At 56.2% G+C, this 24,170-nt stretch carries 23 protein-coding genes; 14 read left to right on the top strand and 9 right to left on the bottom strand.

Going from position 1 to position 24,170, the window contains the following annotated elements:
• Both V7665_RS08915 and V7665_RS08920 read right to left on the bottom strand, forming a co-directional pair.
• A partial coding sequence (locus V7665_RS08915; RefSeq protein WP_335664187.1) for a PQQ-dependent dehydrogenase, methanol/ethanol family occupies positions 1–2,128 on the bottom strand: 2,128 nt, incomplete at its 3' end.
• A complete protein-coding gene (locus V7665_RS08920) occupies positions 2,125–2,982 on the bottom strand; it encodes a hypothetical protein (protein WP_335664188.1) in 858 nt (285 codons plus the stop codon). The genes V7665_RS08915 and V7665_RS08920, both read right to left, overlap by 4 nt.
• 82 nt (positions 2,983–3,064) lie before the next feature.
• On the opposite strand from V7665_RS08920, the gene V7665_RS08925 reads away from it, so the two are divergent.
• Entirely contained in the window at positions 3,065–3,454 is a 390-nt protein-coding gene (locus tag V7665_RS08925; protein ID WP_335664189.1) for a nuclear transport factor 2 family protein, read from the top strand.
• 2 nt (positions 3,455–3,456) lie between these two features.
• The gene (locus tag V7665_RS08930) at positions 3,457–4,194 is read left to right on the top strand and encodes an SDR family oxidoreductase (RefSeq protein WP_335664190.1); all 738 of its coding nucleotides are present in this window, start codon (positions 3,457–3,459) and stop codon (positions 4,192–4,194) included.
• Here V7665_RS08930 and folD read toward each other — a convergent pair.
• The 5 genes from folD to V7665_RS08955 all read right to left on the bottom strand — a co-directional run bounded on the left by folD (position 4,191) and on the right by V7665_RS08955 (position 10,103).
• Positions 4,191–5,063, bottom strand: a complete 873-nt coding sequence (gene folD / locus V7665_RS08935) for a bifunctional methylenetetrahydrofolate dehydrogenase/methenyltetrahydrofolate cyclohydrolase FolD (protein WP_335664191.1) — start codon at positions 5,061–5,063, stop codon at positions 4,191–4,193. The genes V7665_RS08930 and folD overlap by 4 nt on opposite strands.
• 86 nt (positions 5,064–5,149) lie before the next feature.
• The gene (locus V7665_RS08940; protein ID WP_335664192.1) at positions 5,150–5,497 is read right to left on the bottom strand and encodes a hypothetical protein; all 348 of its coding nucleotides are present in this window, start codon (positions 5,495–5,497) and stop codon (positions 5,150–5,152) included.
• Positions 5,494–5,922, bottom strand: coding sequence for a c-type cytochrome (locus V7665_RS08945; RefSeq protein ID WP_335664193.1), 429 nt, complete (start codon positions 5,920–5,922; stop codon positions 5,494–5,496). Before V7665_RS08945 ends, V7665_RS08940 begins: the two co-directional genes overlap by 4 nt.
• Positions 5,919–7,496, bottom strand: coding sequence for an FAD-binding oxidoreductase (locus V7665_RS08950; protein WP_335664194.1), 1,578 nt, complete (start codon positions 7,494–7,496; stop codon positions 5,919–5,921). The genes V7665_RS08945 and V7665_RS08950 overlap by 4 nt, the downstream gene beginning before the upstream one ends.
• 150 nt (positions 7,497–7,646) lie before the next feature.
• On the bottom strand, positions 7,647–10,103 hold the full coding sequence (locus tag V7665_RS08955) for a TonB-dependent receptor (RefSeq protein WP_335664195.1): 2,457 nt from the start codon (positions 10,101–10,103) through the stop codon (positions 7,647–7,649).
• Between the two features lie 171 nt (positions 10,104–10,274).
• On the opposite strand from V7665_RS08955, the gene V7665_RS08960 reads away from it, so the two are divergent.
• Positions 10,275–10,766: a MarR family winged helix-turn-helix transcriptional regulator gene (locus V7665_RS08960; RefSeq protein WP_335664196.1), complete on the top strand. Its 492-nt coding sequence runs from the start codon at positions 10,275–10,277 to the stop codon at positions 10,764–10,766.
• A gap of 62 nt (positions 10,767–10,828) precedes the next feature.
• On the opposite strand, the gene V7665_RS08965 is transcribed toward V7665_RS08960, so the two are convergent.
• On the bottom strand, positions 10,829–11,965 hold the full coding sequence (locus V7665_RS08965) for an amidohydrolase family protein (RefSeq protein WP_335664197.1): 1,137 nt from the start codon (positions 11,963–11,965) through the stop codon (positions 10,829–10,831).
• The gene (locus V7665_RS08970; protein WP_335664198.1) at positions 11,965–12,663 is read right to left on the bottom strand and encodes a nuclear transport factor 2 family protein; all 699 of its coding nucleotides are present in this window, start codon (positions 12,661–12,663) and stop codon (positions 11,965–11,967) included. The genes V7665_RS08965 and V7665_RS08970 overlap by 1 nt, the downstream gene beginning before the upstream one ends.
• A 70-nt stretch (positions 12,664–12,733) precedes the next feature.
• On the opposite strand from V7665_RS08970, the gene V7665_RS08975 reads away from it, so the two are divergent.
• From V7665_RS08975 to V7665_RS09025, 11 genes are all read left to right on the top strand, one after another.
• Positions 12,734–13,636 (top strand): SDR family NAD(P)-dependent oxidoreductase, encoded by a 903-nt coding sequence (locus V7665_RS08975; RefSeq protein WP_335664199.1) that lies wholly within the window; start codon positions 12,734–12,736, stop codon positions 13,634–13,636.
• A 19-nt stretch (positions 13,637–13,655) separates the two neighbouring features.
• Positions 13,656–15,131, top strand: coding sequence for an aldehyde dehydrogenase (locus V7665_RS08980; protein ID WP_335664200.1), 1,476 nt, complete (start codon positions 13,656–13,658; stop codon positions 15,129–15,131).
• 61 nt (positions 15,132–15,192) lie between these two features.
• Complete coding sequence (locus tag V7665_RS08985; RefSeq protein ID WP_335664201.1) at positions 15,193–15,966, top strand: glutathione S-transferase family protein; 774 nt, start codon at positions 15,193–15,195, stop codon at positions 15,964–15,966.
• Positions 15,963–16,721, top strand: coding sequence for a glutathione S-transferase family protein (locus V7665_RS08990; RefSeq protein ID WP_335664202.1), 759 nt, complete (start codon positions 15,963–15,965; stop codon positions 16,719–16,721). Before V7665_RS08985 ends, V7665_RS08990 begins: the two co-directional genes overlap by 4 nt.
• Before the next feature lie 23 nt (positions 16,722–16,744).
• Positions 16,745–18,859: a PQQ-dependent dehydrogenase, methanol/ethanol family gene (locus V7665_RS08995; RefSeq protein ID WP_335664203.1), complete on the top strand. Its 2,115-nt coding sequence runs from the start codon at positions 16,745–16,747 to the stop codon at positions 18,857–18,859.
• 15 nt (positions 18,860–18,874) lie between these two features.
• Positions 18,875–19,537 (top strand): glutathione S-transferase family protein, encoded by a 663-nt coding sequence (locus V7665_RS09000; RefSeq protein ID WP_335664204.1) that lies wholly within the window; start codon positions 18,875–18,877, stop codon positions 19,535–19,537.
• A gap of 97 nt (positions 19,538–19,634) precedes the next feature.
• Positions 19,635–21,146 (top strand): aldehyde dehydrogenase family protein, encoded by a 1,512-nt coding sequence (locus V7665_RS09005; RefSeq protein WP_335664205.1) that lies wholly within the window; start codon positions 19,635–19,637, stop codon positions 21,144–21,146.
• Positions 21,147–21,229: 83 nt separating this feature from the next.
• Positions 21,230–22,102 (top strand): amidohydrolase family protein, encoded by an 873-nt coding sequence (locus tag V7665_RS09010; RefSeq protein ID WP_335664206.1) that lies wholly within the window; start codon positions 21,230–21,232, stop codon positions 22,100–22,102.
• Positions 22,099–22,875 carry an SDR family NAD(P)-dependent oxidoreductase gene (locus V7665_RS09015; RefSeq protein ID WP_335664207.1) on the top strand — a complete coding sequence of 259 codons (777 nt, stop codon included), beginning with the start codon at positions 22,099–22,101 and terminating at the stop codon, positions 22,873–22,875. The genes V7665_RS09010 and V7665_RS09015 overlap by 4 nt, the downstream gene beginning before the upstream one ends.
• Before the next feature lie 8 nt (positions 22,876–22,883).
• Positions 22,884–23,645, top strand: coding sequence for a glutathione S-transferase family protein (locus V7665_RS09020; protein ID WP_335664208.1), 762 nt, complete (start codon positions 22,884–22,886; stop codon positions 23,643–23,645).
• Between the two features lie 48 nt (positions 23,646–23,693).
• The coding region (locus V7665_RS09025) for an alpha/beta fold hydrolase (protein WP_335664209.1) at positions 23,694–24,170 on the top strand (477 nt) is incomplete at its 3' end.

Genomic DNA, 24,170 nt, shown 5'->3' on the forward strand with positions numbered 1-24,170 from the left:
CAGCCTTCTTTTTGGCCAGTTCAGCCTTGCGGGTCTTGCCCTGCAAATCGATCAAATAGGCATGGATTGCCCCGACATCCTCTGGCGAGAGATGGTCATCCCAACGCGGCATGCCATTAGGTAATAGCAAGCCTTCCAGCACGATCTGGTCGAACACATCATGGGTTGCCGGTTGCATCCGGCGCAGATCCGGGGTGATCGAGCGCGGCTGGTTGGAATGGCACAAGACGCAATTGCCGAAAAACAGACCCTGACCCCTAGCGATCGTCGCTGTGGTGACACCGGGCTTTTGCGCGGGAGGCGCGGTAGCCACTTCTAGCGCCGGCAATTCATCCGGGATCGCCACCGGACCGCCACCCAGTTTGAACACCAGCAGTCGGCCCATATTGCCGCGCTTATAGGCTGCGGCATAGCTGGGTACATAAGGAAAGCCGCCGCCGCCCCATGCTGCCATCACCGCAACATATTGCACGCCGTCGATCCGGTAAGTCATCGGCGCGGCGAGAATCGAGGTTCCGGTTTCGATGGTTTTCAAAAGCTTGCCATCCGCCTTGTCAAAGACGCGCAACTGGCCGGCGAGATTGCCCTGGAACAACAGCCCCGATGCGGTGGTCAGCACGCCGCCGCGATCCTGCCAGCCTTCTAGGGCGACGGCCCATTCGGTCTTGCCGGTCAACGGGTCAATCGCCCGCAGTTCCGAGGAATAGGGCTTGCGCTTTGCCTCTGCAAAAGCAGGCAGCGCCTCCACTGCGGTGGCGATGGCCGGTGGCAATGTCGGCAAGGCGGCTTCAATATCGGATGTGAAGATCAGCGCTGCATCATTGTTGAGCATCTTGGCCTTGAACGGCTTCTGTCCGGGCGTCATGAACAGCAAATTGCCCATGTCCTGCACCGGGGCATAATAGAGACCGGTCTCGGGGTCATAGCTGCCGGGATGCCAGTTTCGCGCACCAGGCGTAGCCGGGAAAACAATCTTTGGCCCCTTGGAATAATCCGCAGCCTCTGGGTTTGGAATCGGTTTGCCGGTGGCCGGATCAATGCCCTTATTCCAATTCTGCCGGACAATGGCATTGGCCTTGAGCAGCTTGCCGTCCCGCCGGTCGATTATATAGAGAAATCCGTTCTTCGGCGCGTGGATCACAACCGGTCGGTCTTCGTCGTCGATTGTCATGTCGGTCAGGATCATCGGCTGGGTCGAGGTGAAGTCCCAATTGTCATTGGGAGTTTCCTGATAATACCATTTGACCCGACCGGTTTTGGCATCAAGCGCCACAATCGACGCGAGATAAAGCTGGTCGCCGCCTTTGGGCGAGCGTTTCTGCGTATGATAGGGGCCGCCATTGCCGGTGCCGACCAGCACATAACCGGTTTCCGGATCATAGTTGATCGCATCCCATGGCGTACCGCCGCCGCCAATATCCCAGCGGCTGTCGGGGTCCCATGTCTTGACCGCCGCTTCCAGATCGGGATGGTCCTGCGGCCCCAATTTGGGATCGCGGGGCACAGTGTGGAAACGCCAGACAAGTTTGCCGCTGTCCAGATCATAAGCGCTGACATAGCCGCGCACATCATATTCTGCGCCGCCATTGCCGATCACCACGACATCGCCGGCGACTTCTGGCGCGCCGGTGGAATTGACACCGCGAGCGGGATCGTCAACCGTGTCGGCTTGCCAGACCACTTTGCCGGTCCTTGCATCAAGGGCGTAAAGCTGGGCATCGAGCGTGGCGACATAGACTTTGCCCTTCGCAACCGCGACGCCTCTATTGGCCATGTCACAGCAAACCGTCCGGTTGACCTGCATGTCCACATCCGGCTCGAAACGCCACAATTCCGAGCCGGTTGCTGCATTGAAAGCATAGGCCCGGCCGGCCACGCCAGAGGTATACATGATGCCGTCGATGACGATCGGCGTAGCTTCCAATACACGATTGGTGCCGAGGTCCGCCGACCAGGCGAGGCCGAGAGTTTTGACATTTGCCGGGCTAATGTCGGTCAGCGATGAATGATGGGATTTCCCAATATCGCCACCCGTCGTCACCCAGTCATCGGCGCTGGTCTTGATTGCATCCGACTGGCCCGAGCAACTCGCCAATAGCAGCAGAAAAACGGCGGCAAATTTTCTCATAAAGCATCCCAGGGACTAGGCATATGGTAAGGCACGGTGATGAAATTGGCTTCAATCTGGCAAATCATGCCATGGTCTATTTTGAAAATTTCCGCCAGATAGAAGCTGTGCGGGCGGCGGATAAAGCTGCTCACCCACTCGCCATTGGTCAGCTGGTAGCGATCCAGCGCGCCGCAATGATCGATAAAGCCATGGGCGAGGACGATGCCGCGCTCCTCGTCAATCAGCGGGAAACGGCGGGCGCGCAACCGGTCATCATAGCGGTAGAAGCCGAGCCGGAACTGTTCTTCGCAGCCCATCCAGGTGGTGGGAATGACCGTCGCATTTTCCGGGGCATTGGTGCTCTGAAAACCATTTTCGACGCGGTTGCAATCGGGGTGAAATTTGGTGTGAATTTCGCCATCGTTCAATTCGAGCGTTTCGAAATAGCCGTCAGACAAATGTATCATTTCTGCGCGGGAAGAGGGCGCCTCCGCATTCGCCTCGAGAATCGGCTTGCGGTAGAAACGCGGGTTGGGCAGGACCAGGCCGCTATCGGAATTGCGGACGATGACCATCTCGCTTTCCGACACCCGTCCATCGTCATCAACCTTCAACCGCAGGCTGAACGCCGATTCCTCCATCGGTTCCACTATGGTACCGAAATATCCGATTCCGCCGGTCTGGCTGTCGGCAAAGCGCAGTTGATATTCGCCCAGTCGGTCGATGGTTTGCCAGACACCGTCACCGCGCTCGAGCATGACATTATTTTCCGAGGTGAAAGGCTGGTCGGACCAATTGACAGCTGAAGCGTCGCCTTTGTTCAGGGCATCCAGATAGTCATCAAGCACTTGATAGAGCGCATTCCGGTCCATTTTCATCCTCTCAAATTTTCTTTTTTCCACCTTGCATATTCTAACAATTGTTACAATACTCAAAGGCAGGAGGAGGAGCAAAATGGCGTATAGTGAACAGGAACAGGCGAATCTCGATCGCGTCCTGACCATGTATCAGGAGGTGCTGGTCGCGATGAACCCGGATGCGGTCGACGATCATCTGCCCCCCCATTATATTCAGCATAGCCTGCTCGCCGCGCCCGGACTGGGGCCGCTGAAAGAATTTCTGGCAATGGTCCGCGAGCAAAGCCCGGACGCAAAGCAGACGATCCACCGGGCCTTTGCCGATGACGATCATGTCATCGTGCATGTCCATGTCGAGCGCTGGCCCGATGACCCCGGCCTGGCGGTGGTTGACATATTCCGTTGCGAAAATGACGAAATTGTCGAACATTGGGATGTTATTCAGGAAATTCCCGCAAAATCTGTCAACAAAAACGGGATATTCTGATCATGCGTTTCAACGGAAAATCGGTTGTCGTGCTGGGTGGCAATAGCGGTATCGGGCTGGCTGCTGCCAAAGCCTTTCAGGCGGAAGGCGCAACGGTCGCGATCACCGGGCGCAATCAAGGCACATTGGATGCCGTCAGCGCAGAGACCGGCATGCTGGCGGCGCAGTCGGACGTCAGTGATGTTGCGGACACAAAGCGCGCGCTGGCAAAAATTGCTGCGCAAAATGGCGGCATCGACATATTGTTTGCCAATGCAGGGGTCGGCGGTTTTGCGCCGATTGCCGACGTCACCGAAGAATTTTGGGATGGCATCCATTCGGTCAATTTGCGCGGCATGTTTTTTGCCCTCCAGAATGTGCTACCGCATATGCCGGATGGCGGTAATATTGTTGTCACCGGATCAATCGGATCGGTGATGGCACTGCCGGGCAATGCGGCTTACGCCGCTGCGAAGGCAGGGCTACGCGCCGTGGCCCGGATATTTGCGACCGAGCTTTTGCCCAGGAAGATCCGGGTCAATATGGTGTCACCCGGTCCAACCGAGACGCCGATCGTTCACCGCGACACCAGCGCGGAAGACGCAGAAGCCTTGCTGACGATGATGCGCGACGCCGTGCCGATGAAACGGATGGGCGATGCTGATGAAATCGCCAAAGCGGCCTTGTTTCTGGCATCGGAAGACGCCAGTTTCATCAATGGTGTCGATCTGTTTGTCGATGGCGGCTGCGTCGAACTTTAAGCGAGTTCCAGTCCCTCAAATATTGCTCGATGCTCGGCCGACTTGATCGTATTTTCCAGCAGCATTGTCACCGTCATCGGACCGACGCCGCCCGGCACCGGCGTGATCGCCGATGCTTTTTTGGAGACGCCCTCGAAATCAACATCGCCGGCGATCGAGCCATCGGCAAGCCGGTTTATGCCGACGTCGATGACCACGGCGCCATGTTTGACCATCTGCGGCACGATCAAATTGGGGACCCCGGCCGCGACGACCAATATGTCAGCCAATATGGTGAACTGGGCCAGGTCACGGGTCTTGGCATGGCAGATTGATACGGTTGCATCGCGCGCCATCAGCATCAGCGCCATCGGTTTGCCGACGATATTGCTCGCACCGACCACGACAACATTCTGGCCCTCAATCGGGATATTCTCGTGCTCGAGCAACTTGACGACGCCAAATGGAGTGCAGGGTGAGAATACGGTATTGCCGGTGACCAGCCCTCCGACATTGTAAAGGTGAAAGCCATCGACATCTTTCTCCACCGCGATGGTTTCCAATACCTGTGCCATATCGATTTGCGGGGGCAGGGGGAGCTGAACCAATATGCCGTGCACATCGGGATTGGCGTTCAGTTCGACGATCCGGCCCAGCAGTTCGGCATTGCTGATCGATTCTGGCAGATATTGAGCGAAGGATTTTATGCCGACCGCCTCGCAAGCCTTGACCTTGCGGCCGACATAGACGGCTGATGCCGGATCATCACCGATCAGCAGCACCGCAAGGCCGGGTGTTACGCCATGTTCATTCAATGCGCTGACGCGCTTGGAAAAGCCCTCGCGCATGGCAGCAGCGAGGCTGCGGCCATCAATAATCTTGGCAGTCATCATGGATCCTTATATTGTAAGCTTTACATACAATATAAGGAGTGAAGGTCAAACCCAATTTTGGCTGGATTGCTGCCGATGAATCTTTATCGCATTTCCCAGAAGAACAGCCCGTCTTGAAGCTTCTCGACGGTCAGTCTTTTTCCACGTTCCTCCAGGAAACCGCGGGCGAGTACGAAGTCACTCCATCCGGTCATGCCAGCGATTTTCCTGCCGACGTTGTCGGAGCGTAAATTTCGCCAGAAATTCGCGTCTTCATGGGCCACGTCAATTTTGCGTGCAAATCGTGCGCTGGCAAATCGCGCGCTGGTGGCGTCGCGGCTGTCAAAGACAATCAAATCTGCCGACCGGGAAGCGAGCGCCGTTGTGGAACCGGCTGACACGGCAGCAATGGCGATGCCGCTTTTCAAGACATTGCGGCGGGAGATACTCATTGCTCAGCCTTCGCAAGATATTTGGCAATGGCGTCGAGTTCGGCATCGGTTGCTTCGACCCGGGAAATGCGCGGCATCGCCATCTTGCCATCGCGAACCACAGTCTTGATATAGTCGGCCGTCAAATCGGTCCGGTTGGTCAAAAGACCCGTTTCCGGTGGTTCGCCTGCTTTCATTCTTTGTACGGTCAGCAGGTTGGTCCCCATGCCGCCGGCCAAATGGCACGAGCCACAGCGATTGGAGAAAAGATCCTCGCCGCTCTTGCCTGGAACCAGCCGGTCACCAGCCGGCAATTCGGCGCGCATCTGATAGGGTGGGGGAGGCGGCGGACCGCCTTCCGTGCCTTTGGCCAGCTGCTGGGATTCGTTTGCGCCGGAACCGCAAGCGGTCAAAAGGGCAAAGGCGATCAAGCCAAGCCGTCTCATGCCTTTTCTCCCTTCGCATTATCGCGATAGGCCGCTGGCCATACCCCCTGTTTCCCCGGTGCCAATATGCCGTTGGGATCAATCGCATCTTTGAGTTTTTCATTCAAACGGCGCTGTACGCCATCGTTGAAATCATAGGTTTGATTGACCTCGTCCATCCAGCCAATATGGGTGCGATATTCGCCATAGCCGGCTTCGGCTGTTTCGCTGATCAGGGCGCTGAACATTTTGCGGATATTCTTGACCTGTTCGGGCTTGTCGCGATCATACATCAACATGTTGATATTGGTCGCAAACCGGCCGCCGATGGTGAAGCTGGCATAGAAATCGACATCATGGTCCGCGATGATCTTGCGGCTGCGTTTCAGCTGACCCAGCACATGTTTTGATGTGGCAGGGACGACGGGCGAAAAACCCATATGGGCGCCGCGGCCGCCAACCCAGTCACCCATTTGCAGCGCGATGGCCGATGGCATGCCCATGGTCGGATCATATTGATTGATCGGATCGCCCTGTTTCCACCAGACCTCCATCGGCGGCGTGTCGATATGCCGCTTGAATGCCTTTTTGACGATGTCCGCCTTGGCCTTGTTGAGCGTCTCATCGCCATAGAAGCGAATCTGGACCTGCCAGTAGCCCAGCTTATGTTCTTTCAGCAATTCCTGGACGCGCGATTCCGGCATCGCGCTTTCCTTGTCCCAGAAATCCCTGCGCTGGCCCTTCAGCACAATTTTACCGAGCCAGGATGGAATGAAAACATTCTGTTCGATAACGCCGGCTGTTTTCAGCGGCGTTATCGTGTCGACGACCCAGCCAATATCTTCCTCATTGGGAATGTCATAAGTCAGTTGCAATGATGTGTCCGGGGCCGGCTGGAGCCAGACGCCCGCCTTGGTCACCACGCCCATATTGGACTGGGTGAACATATGGGTCCAGTCGGGGCCGAAGCTGAGCGGGAACAGATGCCAGCTGTGATTATTGTCCATTGCGCCCATGCCGGTGCGCATGACTTCGCCATTCGGCAATACCGCTTCGATCCCGCATAGGTTGCGCGCATGCTGGCCATAAGGCGTGTAGCCCATGCCGTGATCGAGCGCGTTCCCCAATACGGAACCCCAGGCATTGCCCGGAACCGACATCCAGAGCGGTGCCTTTTCGCGCTGGATATGCTCGTAGAGATCAAAGAAGCTGACGCCGGGTTCGATCACGCAATAGCCAAGTTCGGTGTTAAGTTCTTCGATTTTGAGCATCCGGCTAAGATCCAGCACGATCGAACCGGGCAGACGCGGCGCTGCCGTGCCATAGCCGAGGTTTTTGCCGCGAGAGACCGGCCAGAGAGGTGTCTTATATTCATTGGCAATGCGAATGATCGTCTGAATTTCTTCCCGTGTTTGCGGCGCAACCGCTGCGGAGGCAGGCCATTCCGTTTCCGGACCGGGCGCGTAAATGTCGGAATAGGCGTCGCGATCCTTGTCGGTCGCCAGCACCCAGTCCTTGCCGACAACGGCAGCATAGGCTTTCAGCGCATTATCGAATTGCGCGGGCGACACCCGCGGTGGCAGTTTCAGTTCCAACAAATCTCTCCAATCTTATTCTAACAATTGTTAGCATAGAATCTTGAGCTTGCACAATGTTGATTCGGAGTAAGTCGGCCCCCGGACCCAAAAAAAAGGGCGACCCGAAGGCCGCCCATAGTGATCAAGATCAACAATAAGGGTTGTGGATCAGAATTTCTTTTTGACCGTCAGAGCCCATTCGCGTGGTCTCGCAGGCAGCGCCTTGTCGAAACCGGCGCCAGCGCCGAGCAGGTTGAACCGGCTAAGATAGTAATATTCGTTGGTAATGTTGGTCACTTCCAGCGAAATATCCAGATCTTCATCAGCATTTCTCCAGGTCAGACGGCCATTGAGCGTAGTGAAGCTCGGCAGGAATGCTCTGCCGCGTGGTGTAACCGACGTATCTGGACCGGTATATTGCTTGGCCTGATAAGTGAAATCCAGCCGCGGCGTGATACTGCCGCTGTCGCCCATATCGGCCTTATATTGCATACCGAAATTGGCTTTCCATTTTGGAACCGCTGGTGGGTCGCTTGGATCGACACCGCCAGGATTGGTGCCAAATGGTGCTACCGCAGCAGCCGGATTGAGGCTGCCCGCTTTGAGTTTCTGGTCGATGTAGCTCAGCGCGCCATCGATCAACAAACCGTCTACTGGTTCTGCTGACAGTTCCAGTTCGACACCCTTGACCACTGCATCGCCAGCATTGAACCGCGCGGCACAAGGGGCACCGGGGCAAGCATTTACCGGAATTTGCAGGTCGGTATAGTCATTGAGGAATACAGCACCATTGAGCCGAACACGATTGTCGAGCAAATCGCTCTTGAATCCGATTTCATAGGCGGTGACCTTTTCCGGGTTGAACGCGATCAGCTGATCCGCATTAAACGGCCGCGGGTTTGACCCCCCGCCCTTGAAGCCGGTCGAGACCGAGGCATAGCCAAGAAATGCATCGGAGAAACGATAGTCTACCGCTACCCGATAATCGATTCGATCGGCGCTGTAGCTTGCGGTATTACCGCTGAGCGCTCCGGGAGACCCGATTCCGTTTGCCGCGCCTACCGGATCGACAAACCGGTTGACGGTCCCGTCGAGGTTGAGGCGGAAATAAGTCTGGTCTTTCGATTCATCGGTATAGCGCATGCCGACATTGACCGTCAGCTGGTCGGTTACTTCCCATCCGACATTGGCAAACACAGCCTTGGCATCTGCCTTGGTCGGATCCGGCTGGCGGAATTGCAGCGGGAATACCGAAACATAGCGGATGTCCTGGAAGGAATCGTACAACGAGTCCTGCTCAAAATAATAACCACCCAGAGTGACGTTAATCCCATCCGCTGGTTCCAGGTTCAGGCGCAGTTCCTGGCTGAAACTCTCGTTGCTCAGGAAGTTGCGGCCGAAATTGGTGTGGATCGGCGTAAGATCGTCGTCGGTGAAAAACTCGGTGTCAAACTCGCGATACCCGGTGATCGAGGTGAGCTGCATCCAGTCATTGAGTTCAATCTTGAGATTGGCCGAAACGCCCCAGCCGGTATATTTGCTCTGGTCGGTTCCGGATGTAGCGGAAAGAACGGTGCCGGCTGCTCCCAGGGGATCGATAAAGACTCCCGGTGCTACTTGAAGCGCTGGCTGCCAGACGATTCCTGGCTGACCGGTCGTCGAATAGTTGCAGAATTTGCCGCAGACGAAATCGTTGCTCAGGGTCACGCCGTTGTTCGCTGTATTGGGCGCAGGGACCGGACCGGTGTTGAGCAGGACTTCGCCGGCAATGGTGCGTTCGTCCTTCACATAGTCGGCACTGATGGTCAGCTCGACGCGATCGCTGGGATTCCACTGTATGATGCCGCGCAGCGCCTGATAGCCGATGCCACCAAGCTTGCTGACCACACAGTCACCGCCGCCCGCATTTGTCGAGGGAATGCCACTTGTCGGGTTTTCACAGCCATAATCAATCCGGTCGACATAGCCGTCCTGTTCCTTGAACACGCCGGAAATACGCATCGCAAGATTTTCGGTCAGGCCGAAATCTGCTGCAGCGCGCAGGCCAATGCGGTTGCGCGAACCATAGGTCGCTTCCACAAAGCCGCTATTGTCGCCGGTTGGCTTGCGCGAGAAAAATTTGATGGCACCGCCGGCGGAGTTTCGACCGGTCAGCGTTCCCTGGGGACCGCGAAGGATTTCCACCCGGTCAACGTCGAGCAAGTCGAAGATCGCGCCGGTCAGTTGGGGATAATAGACATCGTCAATATAGATGCCCACGCCGGGTTCAAAAGCAGGGTTAAAGTCATTTTGACCGACGCCGCGAATAGACGCAGTGACCGATGGCCCGAAAGAAGCGCCTTGCGGACGGATCGCCACATTTGGTGCAGAGTCTGCCACTTGTTGCAGGTTGGTCTGGCTTTTCGCCTCGATCATTTCTCCAGTCACCGCGGTAATCGCCAGCGGAATATCCTGCAGGTTCTGTTCGCGAAACTGGGCTGTCACGACAATGATGTTATTGCCTTCGCTGGCAGAATCATTCGCATTCTGAGCCATCGCCGGTGCGCTGGACAACGCGACCCCGATTATTGTGGCAAAAGATAATGATTTATATTGTGCGCGCCGTAGCTGTGTAAATTTTGACATATGTTCATCCTCCCAATTCTGTACCCAAAAAAGAGGCGTTTTCGCCTTCTTAATTGTGTGTAATACATACAATAATTGAAACATCAAGACGCAAACAATTGTTAGCAAGAATTTTGTTGTATTTTTCGTGAGATGTGGCTTTTCGGTATCAAAGCGGTTAAACGCATCTGCATGGAAAAAAAGGATGATTCCCAAATCGCGTCGGATCAGGTCGAGATTCTCGTCGATTTATTGAAGGTCGCCACCAGAATCGCGCGCCCGATGCGTGATGGTGTCGCCGATCCGGAAGATATCAGCGTGACCGAACTGCGAATTTTAATGGCCCTCGGCGGTGAAGGTGAGCTGGCAGGAATTGATCTTGCTGAATTGATGGCCATGCAAGCCATGAACGTCAGCAGAGCCTTGAACAGTCTTGAAAAGATGGGCTTGGTCGAGCTGACCGACAACCAGAATAACCGGCGGCGCAAACCCTATCAACTGAGCACGGCTGGCCGCGCCAAATGTGATCAGATGAACGAACGAATGTCAGAAGTCGCAAGCTTTGTTTTCGGTAAACTGACCGAATCCGAGCTTCGGCGGGTTGATCGATTGCTGCGCAAGATAGATGACCGATTGGTTCAATGGGAATCGCCACCAGATTTGCACCATGTTCAGCGAGCCTGAAGGGGCAAGCCGACAGGCTGGACTCTGCATTCATCCGTTCACTTGATATGTAGCTCCTGATCCTAGCCGCTGGTCGGCAGGCGGAAGACATTTTCAGCATTGGTCTGCATCAGCATTTTCTTGTGTTTGGCCGACAAGTCCATGCCGTCATAGCCCGCGAGTTCGTCTGATGATTGCTGATAGGGATAGTCCATTGCATAGAGGACCCGCTCTGGTCCCATCACATCCATGCAGAATTTAATCGCCGGCTCCCAGCCAACGCCGCTGGTCGTGATCCAGATATTGTGGCGGAAATAGTGGCTGACCGGATGTTTCAGGGTAACCGCAGGCTGCCCGCCGCGAAATCCGGGAATTCCGTCGGCATTGCCTTGCATCCAGTCAAAGCGATAGAGGTGCAGCGGCAAACATTCACCCATATGGCCAATGACCAGTCGCAATTTCGGATATTTGTCAAAGGCACCGGAAAAGATCAGGCCCATGGTGTGCAGCCAGACATCATGCGGAAACCCGCCCAGCGCCCCGAAAAATCCGCGGTCCCGATAATGCTGTCCATTGAAAGGCGCGGTCGGATGAATATAGAGCGCCGCGTCCAGTGCTTCCAATGCTTCCAATATCGGCTCGTAGGCCGGTTCATCCAGATAGCGTCCCTGAAAATGGGAATTGAGCACGGCGCCATTGAGGCCCAATTTGCTGGTTGCCCGCTCCAGTTCCTGCACCGATCCCTTCACATCGCGCGGATCAAAGGCGGCAAGGGCTGAAAATCTGTCGGGCCACTTGTTGCAACTTTCCGCGGCGAGATCATTGGCTTGCCGCGCCAGCGCGGTGCCTTCGCTCTCCCGCACAACCTGAACGCCGGGCGAGGTGAGCAGCAATAGCTGCCGGTCGATGCCATATTCGTCCATATGGGCGATCCGGCCTTCCCCGATATCCTGCAACATCCCCTGCAGTTTCGGCATGGAGGCGAACATGCCGGCCATCGCCAGCGAGGCGTCGTCCGGTGCTTCGCCGCTTTCCAGATATTCCAGCTGCGCTTTCACCAGATCCGGAAAGGTCCATGCTTCTTCCGTGGCAATGCGTTTGTAAGGGGCGTTTCGATCAACTTCGCCCGCTGGCGGAGCCATGCCGATGCGGGTGCGTATGCCGCGTTCTTCTGGGTGGCCGCGCAGGCCTTTCTCGCTGCCGTCAGGTAAAAGCGTCATTATTTTGGCTCCTGTCCCAACAATAGCGCCCCGAATTTCGGATGGGCAAAATGCATCGGAACGTCCTGCCGGTTCGGCCAGGTCTTGCGGATGTCTTTTTCGTCCAGCAGATAATCCGGACCGATCGGATTGTCGGGATAGCATTCCGTCAGCGGCTGCAAATGGCTGACGGTCTTTGACCAGCCCTTTTCATAATCGCCCTGCCATTGCATCATATAGTCGAGCCGTTTGATCTTCCAGACATCCCCTTCCCGAACATAGTCGTTTTCGTAAATGCCGGCTTCCATGAACTGCAGCGGCAGGCCTTCCGGTTTCCATTTGCGCGATTCGTGGCTGCCACCGAACAGCATGCCGCGGAAACGGCCCTTGGCGGTCTGGCGGTCGGGGGCGACGGTAATGATGTCCTGCATCTGGAAATGGTCGAGCAGGAAGCCGTCGACCGGACCTTCGCCGCCATTTTCAAGGAACAGATTCTGGAACCAGGTGCCATAAAGCCGGAATATGCCCTCATGCCCTTTGAACACGCCGGACAGAAATGTGACCTCACCATCTTCGGCAAATAATTGCGCGACATCGGCGGCCTTGTTGAAATCTATATAATAGCCATAGGCCCAGTGCAATCGGCGGATGGCATTGATATCCTCCAGTTCGCCTAAGCGGTTTTCCAGCTTTTCCAGACGCCCTTCTACATCAGACATTATCGACTCTCCTTGTTTTTATTTGTATGCAACACTAACAAATGATAGCGCAAAAGCGAGAGGAAATTTCATGGCATGGCGAGGCAAGACCGCATTCATTACCGGTGGGGTGTCGGGAATCGGCTTTGGCATTGCGCGCGCGTTCAGCAATGCTGGCATCAAGCTCATTCTGTCCTACCGCAATGAAGATTATCGCGAGCAAGCCGAGCGCTGGTTTGTCGATCAGCGGCACGAAACCCCCGGATTTGTGAAGCTGGATGTCACCGACCGGCAGCGCTTTGCCGAGGTTGCCGAGGAAATTGGTGACATTCATATATTGGTGAATAACGCAGGGGTCAGCGTATTCGGTCCGACCGACGAAGCCAGCTATGCCGATTATGACTGGATCATGGGCGTCAATTTTGGCGGGACGGTCAATGGATTGGTTTCGCTGTTGCCCGGCATGAAAGCGCATGGCGAGGGTGGCCATGTCGTCAATGTTGCGAGCATGGCGGCGTTCTGCGCCGGGCCGCAGGCGGGCATATATACGGCGAGCAAGTTCGCGGTGCGCGGATTGACCGAAAGCCTGCGCTTCAATCTGGCGCCCTATAATATAGGTGTCTCGCTCATGTGTCCCGGCCTGACCAATACCAATGCCTGGGATAGCGCGCTCAAACGGCCCGAGGGCTTTTCCGAAAGCGGCTTTGCTGCACCTGACCATCAGGAGCTTGAGAGATTCGGCAAGGCTTTTGATCTTGGCATGGATCCCCTGGAAGTGGGTGAAAAGACCCTGCGCGGCATCGTCGAAAATCGCGGGCTGATTTTGACTCATCCCGACCACCGCGAGGATTTCGAGGAAATATATCGGTGGATGGTCGATGCCCTGCCGGACGAACCGGTGCCCGAAGGGCGCGCCGAAATCGAGCGGCTGCGCCGGGAAGCCAATCGCACCGCCGAGGCCGGCATGCGAATTGGACTGGATGATCTGACATGAACGAAAAGGAAAAGACACCATGACACCCGAAGGCGTTCATATCAAAAATACCGATAAATTATGGATCGGCGGCAAATGGGTGCCCGCGCATTCGCAGCGCGAGATAGAACTGGTTTCTCCCAATAGCGAGGACGTGATCGGTTCCGTCGCCGAAGCCAATGAAGCGGATATGGATGCGGCGGTAACAGCTGCGCGTTTTGCTTTTGATCAAGGCCCGTGGAGCAGAATGCAGCCGGAAGAGCGGATTGCGCTGCTCAAGAAAATGGCCGGGCATCTGCACGGCCGAACCGATGAAATAGCTCGGGCCTGGACTTTGCAAATGGGCGGGCTCGCAAGTTTCGCTGGACCGATGACCGCCGGTTCGACGATGAATTTCGATCAGATCATTGCCATGGCGGAAAAGTTTGAATTTGTTGAGCAGCGGCCATCCCCGGTTGTGCATACCGCTTTGATTGCTCATGAACCGGTTGGTGTCGTTGCCGCCATTGCGCCGTGGAACGGGCCCTATGGCATCATGCTCAACAAGGTCGCTTATGCTCTGGCCGCGGGTTGCACGGTGATCATGAAACCGTCGCCGGAAACGCCGCTGGAAGCCTATATCATTGCCGAAGCCGCCGATGCGGCGGGCCTGCCGGCTGGCGTCGTCAATCTCGTCTGCGGCCACCGCGATGCCAGCGACCATCTGGTTTGCAACCCGGGAGTCGACAAGGTCAGCTTCACCGGATCGACCGTCGCCGGCAAGCGCATCGCCAGTGTCTGCGGTGAAAGGATCGCGCGCTGCACGCTTGAACTGGGCGGCAAATCTGCAGCGATTATTGCGGATGATTTTGATATCGATGCTGCGGCGCAGATGCTGACCGGCACGATCACGATGATGAGCGGTCAGGTCTGTGCGATGCTCAGCCGGGTGCTCGTGCCAAAGGCCCGCCACGACGCACTGGCCGAGGCGATCGCTGGCGAAATGAAAAAGGTCGTGATCGGTCCGTCCGATGATCCGGCAACACAGCTCGGCCCGCTCGCCATGAAACGCCAGCTCGAGCGCGTGGAAATGTATATCGAGGAAGGCAGGAAAACCGCTGAACTGGTCACCGGAGGCGAGCGGCCGGCCCATCTCAATCGCGGCTATTTCATCGAACCCACGCTTTTTGCCAATGTCGATAATGCGTCGCGGATTGCGCAAGAAGAGATATTTGGTCCGGTGCTGTGCCTCATTCCCTTTGCGGATGAAGAAGATGCAATCCGGATAGCCAATGATTCCAGCTTTGGACTAAACGGCTCTGTGCTGACTCATGACCCGGACATTGCTTATCGCATTGCGCGCCGCATCCGCACCGGCGCTGTCGGCCAAAATGGCATGAGGATGGACTTTGGCCTGCCATTTGGCGGCTTCAAGCAATCCGGCATCGGCCGCGAGGGCGGGATCGAAGGTTTGCTCGGCTATCTCGAAACAAAGACCATATTGCTTGATGGCGCACCGTCCAGCTTTTCGACTTGACCGCTGGTTCGAGTATAGTAAGTAAGGCATACAAATAACAAGCCTTGGGAGAGGCCCCTATATGAACGATGTTACCCTTTATCATTGGGAACCCAATGCCAATTCGGGAAAACCGATGCTCGCATTGATGGAAAAACACGTGGCCTTTGACAGCCATTATCTCGACCTTCTGAATTTTGATCAGCATGATCCGAAATATCTGGCAATCAATCCGCAGGGAACGATCCCGGCGATGACCCATGGTGATTTGGTGCTTACCGAGTCCACCGCGATCATGGAATATGTCGATGAGGCCTTTGACGGCCCGCGCTTGATGCCGGAAGATGCGAAAGAGCAATGGCGGATTCGCTGGTGGATGAAGTTCATGGACCAATGGCTCGCACCCAGTTTCTCGATGTTTGGCTGGAAATTTTTTGTCGGACCCAATGCGCGGGAGCAGCGCGGCGAGGAAGAGCTGGAAGCGGCGATCAACCGCATTCCGCTGCCCGAGCGTCAGGTGGCATGGCGCAAGGCGGTCTATGGACTGTTCAGCGACGAAGAAATGGCAGAATCAGGGCGCCGCATCGGCGTGGGTATTCGCATGCTGGAGGACGAGCTGGGTAAAAGAGAATGGCTGGCGAGCGACAATTATAGCCTCGCTGATGTGAACGGTTTCAATCTGGCTTATGCGCTGCCCTTGTCGCAGCCCGAGCTGTCCAATGATGAACTGACGCCCAATATCATGCGCTGGCTGCGCGCAATCTATGCGCGACCGGCGACGAAAGCCTGCTGGGCGATGGGCAAGACCGACATGGTGAAGCGTGTCGACATATTAGAGCAGGATTATATCGCATGAGCATGACCCTCTATCATGGCCAGCCCAATGGCCCGTCGCTGACCGTATTGGCGGCCCTGTTCGAAAAAGACTTGCAGGCCGACCTCCAACTGCTCGACCTCGCGGCAGGAGAGCGCCACGCATTGCCTTCGGCCGGGCAGACGGAAGTCGCGATGAGCATTGAGGGCGAAGGTCCGGTGTTGCTGGTCGATGGCGAAGCACTGGCCGACAGCGTTTTTGTCGGCTGCTATCTCGACGACATCGGCAGCGGGACATTGCTGCGCCCGGTAGATCCTTATGCTCGCTGGCAAGTGATGATGTGGTGCCGGCAGATGATCGAACGGCTGGCGCCGGCTGCCGGATATCTCGGTATCCATAGCGGATCTGCACCGGACATTGGTGATGACGTAATGGCCGCGATCCAGAGCGAAGATCTGCGTGGCCGCTGGGCGGATTGGCGCAGCGGAAAATTCGAGGATGAAAAGCTCGAGGATTCGTGGGTCAAAGTGACCCAGGCGGTCGAGAAATGCGAAGCGCAACTGGATGGCCGGGATTGGCTGTTCATTGATTTTTCGCTGGCCGATCTGGAAACCTATGCCTGGCTTGCCGGCATGGTTGATATCGTGCCGGCTGCTTTTGCAGACGCCCCCCTTACGGCGGGTTGGCTGGCACGGATGAAAGCACGGCCTTCGGTAGCGCAAGCGCTTGCGCTGGCGTCAAATGATATGCCAGAAAAGACTTGGGCGCCTGGTCCCGAAATAAATCGCTGGGGTTAAGTCCGCGAGCTTAGGAGAGCATTATGCGAAAGACACAGATTTTTGCTGCCTTGATGGTTGTTACGGCCCTTGCCGGTTGCAAGCAGGTTCCGCAGTTTGACAAGGACGCGGCGGGCGCGGTCAACGACGAGCGCTTGCTTGCTGCCGATCAGGATGGGGCAAACTGGATGTCCTATGGCCGGACCTATGACGAGCAGCGGTTCAGCCCGCTCGACCAGGTCAACGCGGAGACAGTGCAGAATCTGGGCCTCGCCTGGTCGTCCGATCTGGATACCAATCGCGGCCAGGAAGCAACGCCCCTCGTGGTCGATGGTGTTCTCTATGTTTCAACCGCATGGTCGATGGTGAAGGCTTTTGATGCAGCGACCGGCAAGCCCTTGTGGTCCTATGATCCCGAGGTGCCGCGCGAGACGCTGGTGAGGGTGTGCTGCGATGCGGTCAATCGCGGGGTTGCCGTCTATAATAACAAGGTTTTCATCGCCACGCTTGATGGCCGGCTGGTTGCGCTGAATGCGGCGACGGGCAAGCCTGTCTGGTCGAAAATGACGGTTCCCGATCAGGAAAGCTATGCGATCACCGGCGCTCCACGCATCGTCAAGGGCCGGGTGCTGATCGGCAGCGCTGGCGGCGAATTCAAGGCACGCGGCTATCTGGCCGCCTTTGATGCCGAAAGCGGTGACGAGGTCTGGCGCTTCCATACCGTGCCGGGCAATCCTGCCGACGGTTTCGAGAATGACGCGATGAAAAGAGCGGCCGAAACATGGTCTGGCGAATGGTGGAAGCTGGGCGGTGGCGGCAATGTCTGGGATTCGATCAGCTATGATCCTGAACTCAACCTCATCTATTTTGGCACCGCCAATGCCGAGCCATGGAATCCGGCTGCTGCGGGGCGGAAGGGCGACACGCTTTATACCAGCTCGATTGTTGCGGTAAATGCAGACACCGGCGAATATGCATGGCATTTCCAGGAAACACCCGAGGATCGCTGGGACTTTGATTCCAATCAGTCGATCATCATTGCTGACCTCGACTTTGCCGGTAAATCGCGCCGGGTGATTCTGCACGCGCCGAAGAACGGCTTCTTCTACGTTCTCGATGCAAAGACCGGCGAATTTATCTCGGGCAAACCCTTTGCGACCGTCAACTGGGCAAGCGGCCTTGATCCCAAGACCGGCTATCCGCAGATCAATCCCGAGGCCCGCTATGAACAGACCGGCAAGCCATTCATCTCGTTGCCGGGAGCAGGTGGTGCCCATAGCTGGCAACCGATGTCGTTCAGCCCGCAAACCGGACTGGTCTACATTCCGGTGCAGGAAGCTGCCTTCCCCTACGCAGCCGCGAAAGACTGGAAACCCAGCGATATCGGTTTCCAGACCGGACAGGACAGCGCCGCCGTTGCCATGCCGGCAGACAAAGCCATTCAGGCCGGGGCATTGGACGCGACGACCGGCTCGCTGACCGCCTGGGACCCGATTGCGCAAAAGGCAGTCTGGAAAGTGGAATATCCGGGACCGTGGAATGGCGGCACGCTCGCCACCGCAGGCAATCTCGTGTTTCAGGGCACGGCGGGCGGCGACTTCAACGCCTATACCGCCGACAAGGGCAAGAAGCTCTGGTCTTTCCCGGTTCAAAGCGGCGTGATTGCTGCGCCAATGACCTATAGCGTCAAGGGCGAACAATATGTCGCCATATTGGTCGGCTGGGGCGGCGTCTGGGACATCGCAACCGGCGTATTGGCCGGAAAATCCGGCGTGACCCGGAATATCAGCCGCCTGCTGGTGTTCAAGCTGGGGGCAAAAGGCACGCTGCCTGCACCACCGGCCTTGGCAGCCATGCCACTGGACCCACCACCGGTCACGGGCTCGTCCCAGCAAATAGCAGCCGGCGCCAATGCCTATGGACGCTATTGCTCGGTTTGCCATGGCGATGCTGCGGTTGCCGGCGGGGTAAATCCCGATCTTCGCCACAGCGGTACCCTGAATGATGAAGCGACATTCCGCTCGGTCGTGATCGACGGCATGCTGCAGCATAACGGCATGGTCTCATTCAAGTCGGCACTCAAACCCGCCGATGCGGACGCCATTCGCCATTATGTCATCAAGCGCGCCAATGAAGACAAGGCGCTCGGCCTCAAATAGAACAGGACCTGAAATATGGGAATTACACTTTACACCGCCGCGACGCCAAATGGCTGGAAGGTATCTATCACCCTCGAAGAGCTGGAATTGCCCTACGAGCTCAAGACGATTTCCTTTGATGAGAATGAGCAGAAATCCGACTGGTATCTGAAAATCAATCCCAACGGCCGGATCCCGGCGCTGGTTGATGATGGCTTCCCGATTTTTGAATCGGGCGCGATCATGACCTATCTAGCGGAGAAGACTGGTAAACTGATGCCGACCGACCTGAAGGGAAAGACCAAGGTCATGCAATGGCTGATGTTCCAGATGGGCGGCATTGGTCCGATGATGGGGCAGGCCAATGTCTTCTTCCGCTATTTCCCGGAGAAAATTCAACCGGCCATCGATCGCTACCAACGTGAAACGCGGCGACTGCTTGAGGTGCTCGACGGCCATCTGGCCAATAACGAATATCTCGCCGATGACTATTCGATCGCCGATATCGCCAACTGGTCCTGGGTGCATTCCTACCAATGGTCCGGCGTGAACATCGAAGGGCTCGACCATCTGGCACGCTGGATCGATCTGGTCGGAGCCCGTCCGGCGGTCCAGCGCGGTCGTGATATTCCGACGCCGCGAGACCGGGCTGCAGAAGAGGCCGCTGCCGCAAAAACCGGCCCGCAAATGTTGTCATAACCTTGTTGGCGCAACATTTATTGTATGCAAGACAAACAATGTTTGATAGCTATGAAGCATAATAATTTTAGGCATGATCCCAGGAAAGGATGCTCTTATGAATGAGATGTCGACCATATCGCTGGCGCAACACGCATATTCGGATGCCGCCAAGAAAGCATTGTCACGCAAACCCTCGCTGTTCATCAACAATGAATGGGTGAGTTCCTCGGCGGACAAGAATCTGGCGGTTGTTGATCCGTCTTCCGGCAAGGAAATCAGCCGTATCGTCGACGCGACCGATGCCGATGTCGATCGGGCCGTTGCTGCTGCGCGCGCCGCTTTTGATGATGGTCGCTGGACCGGTTTGCCGCCGATCGCACGGGAACAGATGATCCATGCGCTCGCCGATCTGGTTGAGAAACATGCTGGTGAACTGGCAGAGCTGGAATCGATCGATAATGGCAAGCCGGTCGGCATGTCGTCCACGGTCGATATTCCTGCTGCAGTCGGAATGCTGCACTATATGGCTGGCTGGGCGACGAAGCTCGGTGCCGATTCCGTTTCGCCGATGTCGACACCCAATGGGGCGTTTCACAGCTATGTGCGCCGTGAACCGGTTGGTGTTGCCGGCCTGATCGTTCCCTGGAACTTTCCGCTGCTCATGGCCGTTCTTAAGGTGGCTCCGGCGATGGCAGCAGGCTGTACGGTTGTCCTGAAACCGGCGGAGCAGACGTCTCTGACCGCCTTGCGCCTTGCCGATCTGATCGCCGAAGCCGGTTTTCCGGCGGGTGTTATCAATGTCATTACCGGCAATGGTCACACGGCGGGCGATCGTCTCGTTCGGCATCCGGATGTTGACAAGATCGCGTTCACTGGTTCGACCGAAGTCGGCAAGATCATCAATCGTACCGCTACCGACACGCTGAAACGCGTCACGCTGGAACTGGGAGGAAAGTCTCCCGTGATCGTCTTGCCGGACGTAGATGTTGCACAAGTTGCTCCCGGCGCTGCCGGAGCGATTTTCTTCAATGCCGGGCAGGTCTGTATCGCGGGTTCACGGCTATATGCGCATAGTTCGATCTTCGACAAGGTTGTCGAAGGCATTGCTGAGACCGCAGCATTCTGGGCACCGCGCCCTTCGCTCGATCCAGCAGCCCACATGGGGCCGCTGGTCTCGGAAGAGCAATATAACCGCGTCATGGACTATATCGACCAGGGCAAGAAGGCCGGAGCTTCGGTTGCCATGGGTGGCGATTGTCCGACGGCGGATGGCTATTATGTCAACCCGACCGTGCTGGTCGACGTCAAGCCGGACATGAGCGTTGTTCGCGAAGAAATTTTCGGACCGGTTGTTTGTGCTCAGCGTTTTGACGATCTGGATGAAGTAGCGAAGCAGGCCAATGACAGCTGCTTTGGCTTGGCTGCCAGCGTCTGGACCAAGGATGTTTCCGCCATGCACCAGATGTGTGCGAAGCTGAAAGCGGGTACGGTCTGGGGCAATTGCCATGGCGTGATCGATCCGGCCTTGCCATTTGGCGGCTTCAAGCAATCAGGGCTTGGACGGGAGCAGGGACGTCAGGGTGTCGAAGCCTATACCGAACTCAAGTCCGTCATCATCCAGCTCTGATCAAAAATATCGGGGGAGGGGAAGCGGGTCTGATCCCTAGTCAGGCCTGCTTCCCCAATTAACCGAACCAGGAGAGATTTTAGATGCCCATAGATTTAAGCAAGATCAAAGCGATTGACGTTCACGTTCATGCCGAAATATCATGTCATGATCCTGAAGATCCGGTAATGGGCAAGTTCTTCGATGCCGCCAGCGCCTATTTCAAGGCACCGCGCGAGCGTCCGAAAATTCCTGAAATCATCGAGATATATCGCGAACAGCAAATTGCATTCTGCCTGTTCACCGTCGACTGTGAAAGCGGAATTGGCGCGAAGCGGGTCTCCAATTACGAGATTGCCGAATATGCAGCCAAGAATGATGACATCTGCATGGCCTTTGCATCGATCGATCCGCACAAGGGGAAAATGGGCGCCCGCGAAGCCCGTGACCTGATTGAAAATTATGGCGTGAAGGGGTTTAAATTTCACGGCATCATGCAGGATGCTCATCCCGCTGACCGGGTTGCCTATCCGATTTACGAAGTGATCGCTGAATATAAATTGCCGGCGATTTTCCATACCGGTCATTCCGGCATGGGCACCGGCATGCCTGGCGGTGGCGGTGTTCGGCTCAAATGGGGTCAGCCGATGCTGATCGATGATGTCGCGGTAGATTTTCCGGATATGAACATCATTCTCGCCCATCCGAGCTGGCCCTGGGTGGATGAAAGTCTGTCGATGGCGCTGCACAAGGACAATGTCTTCATCGACCTGTCCGGCTGGAGTCCCAAATATTTTCAGCCACAGATCATTCAATATGCCAACGGGCAATTGCGCAAGAAGATGATGTTCGGTTCCGATTTCCCGCTCATCCATCCGCAGAAGTGGATTGATGCAGCGAAAAATGTCGGTTTCAAGGACGAAGTGATGCCCGGCATCATGAAAGATAATGCAGCCAAATTGTTGGGGCTGACGTGACAGGTCTGTCTGGTCGCCATTTCATTATAACCGGCGCATCAACCGGGATAGGTTTTGCGACCAGCCAGATGTTAAGCCGCCGCGGCGCATCGGTTTCGATGTTCGCGCGCTCGGAAGACAAGCTTGCCGAGGCCGCTGCAAAGATCAACCGCGATGGCGGCAGCACATTTTATATCGCGGTCGATGTGTCTGACAAAGACGCATTGATGGCCGCGATCACCAAAGCGGAAAGTGAATTTGGTCCGGCAGACGGATTATTTGCCAATGCCGGTTCCGGCGGCAAATTTTCTGGATTGGTGGATTATGCGGATGATGATTTTGATGATGTCATTCGGACAAATTTGACCAGCGTCTTTTGGGCGATCAAGCGCGTCTTGCCGTCTATGATCAAACGTCGGCGCGGGTCGATCGTGGTCACCGGCAGTCTTGCCAGCGAGCGTGGCATGCCGGGAAATATTGCCTATGTCGCTTCAAAGCACGGCGTTCTGGGTATCGCCCGAGCCGCAGCGGTTGAAGCCGCCCCGCACAATGTTCGCGTCAATTGCGTCATTCCCGGCCTGATCGAAACACCGATGCTGATGGGGCTTGATGCCAATGCGTCGCCAGAGGCTATGCGCGACAAGCTGGGCAAAGCGGTGCCGCAGGGGCGCATCGGTTCAGCCGCCGAAGTAGCCGAAATGGTCTGCTTTCTGCTTTCCGATGCCGCGAGCCATGTCACCGCGCAATCAATCGCCGTCGATGGCGGCATACTTGGAACCCAAACTCCTATCTGAGGTATATTATGACGCTTAAATATTATCATGCGGAACCCGCTGCCAATTCCCTGAAGTCCATGATTCCGCTCAAGGAAAAAGGGCTGGAATTTGAAAGCATCTATGTCGATCTGCACAAGTTCGAGCAGCATAGCGACTGGTTCATTGCCATTAACCCGGAAGGGCAGGTGCCGGTGCTCGATCATAATGGCGCGATCATCACCCACACGACGGTGATCAACGAATATCTGGACGATGTCTTTCCAGAAATTCCACTTCGCCCACGCGATCCGGTCGGAGCAGCGCGGATGCGCTACTGGAATAAATTTGTCGACGAGCATGTGACCAATCAGGTGTCGATGCACGGCTGGCACCGGATGGTTGGTGTGATCGCCCGCAACATTGAAAGCGGCGAGTTTGAAAAATTGCTCGAGAAAATCCCGCTCCCGCATCAGCGCGAGAAATGGAAGACCGCCCGTTCCGGCTTTAGCGAGGCGGATCTGGCAGAATCTACGCGCAAGATCATCTTTGCTTGTGACAAGGTTGAAACCCAGCTGGCCGATGGCCCGTGGCTGGTTGGCGACATGTACACCACCGCCGATATCAATTTTTACAGCCATTGCGGCATGATGGTCAATCGCATGTTTCCGGAAATGGACATTGACAAGAAATGTCCGCGTCTCGCCGATTGGCGTGCACGGATGGAGGCGCGCCCGGGAGTCAAGGCGGCACTGGAAATGCCCGATCATACCAATCCGGAATTGCGAACCTTCACGGGTCATGCGAAATAGCGACTATCCAATCGACCTTCGGGCAATTTGCCCGAGAAGTGATCTCTGATGGCTAGTATTATCCTGATCCACGGTTCCTGGCATGGTGGCTGGTGTTTCGATGGCATCAAGCTGCTGCTCGAAGGGCAGGGGCATGAAGTGATCGCCCCCGATCTGCCCGGCATGGACGGAAACGAACAGGAATTGCGCGCGATTACCCTGCAGGGATGGGCTGATTTTGCAGCCGGACTGTGCAAAAATGCCACCCAGAAACCGGTGATATTGGTTGGCCATAGCCGCGGCGGACTGGTCGTCAGCCAGGCAGCGGAAACCGCACCGGATGCGATTGACGCGCTCGTCTATATTTGCGCCATGATGTTGCCCGACGGGGTGTCGCGCGCGCAGTTCAAGCAGCTGGAAGGACCAAATCCTGGCTTTGATGGCATTGTCTCTCCGGTTGCCAATGGCGCCGGCACAGTGGTTGACGGGGAAGGGGGGCGCGAAATATTTGCGCAGCTTTCGCCGGAAGATTTGGTCGACGAGGCG

It is taken from the genome of Parasphingorhabdus sp. (assembly GCF_036964675.1).
Lineage (GTDB): Bacteria > Pseudomonadota > Alphaproteobacteria > Sphingomonadales > Sphingomonadaceae > Parasphingorhabdus.